The organism is Peribacillus sp. P4_C12, assembly GCF_056402095.1.
The window spans coordinates 1-635 of record NZ_JBFUIB010001128.1; the positions used below are offsets into that span (position 1 = coordinate 1).

The window sequence follows — 635 nt, forward strand, 5'->3', positions numbered from 1 at the left end:
CTTCATCTGTATACCTTTCAATAGGTAATCCACGAATTAATAGGAACCCTCTCCCATTCTCCAGCTCTTCAACAAAGTAAACGATTTCTTCATATATATCAGGAATCGGAAAATCCTCTTTGTTAAAATCAGGTGCTTTTAAACCCTTTTGTTTAACATGAACTAAAGCGTTCTCAAGCGAGGCAATCGTTTTTTCAGACAAATAATAAACCCATGAATCATCTTTAGCCAGGTCAGTGCCTTTCCACGCTACTTGCCCTTTAACTTTTTCCTTTAAAATGGTTGACATAATTAATCCCCCTTTAATAAGTTGGTTCATCTCTTACTTCACTTCAGTCAATTCTCTTAACTCTCTGCGCAAAATCTTCCCTGTTGAGTTCTTAGGCAGCTCTTTAAAAAATTCTACTCGTTTAGGAAGCTTGTACTTCACCAGCTTATCGTGACAGAATTGAATAATGTCATTTCTGGTGATCTGCTCATCCTTAACTACAACAAAAGCTTTAACACTTTCTCCGTATTCCCCATCTGGAACTCCGATTACGGCCGCCTCTACCACAGCAGGATGTTGATACAGGACTTCCTCCACTTCACGAGGATATACATTGTAGCCTCCAACAATAATAATGTCCTTCTTG

The 635-nt window shown here is 38.7% G+C and carries 1 protein-coding gene and 1 pseudogene; both read right to left on the bottom strand.

Annotation, left to right across the window (positions count from 1 at the left end; translation table 11 throughout):
* Positions 1-289, bottom strand: a pseudogene (locus AC1DUW_RS31745) (TauD/TfdA family dioxygenase); the annotation flags it as partial.
* 33 nt (positions 290-322) lie between these two features.
* Positions 323-635: AMP-binding enzyme (locus AC1DUW_RS31750; RefSeq protein WP_477644568.1), on the bottom strand; the 313-nt coding region annotated here is incomplete at its 5' end.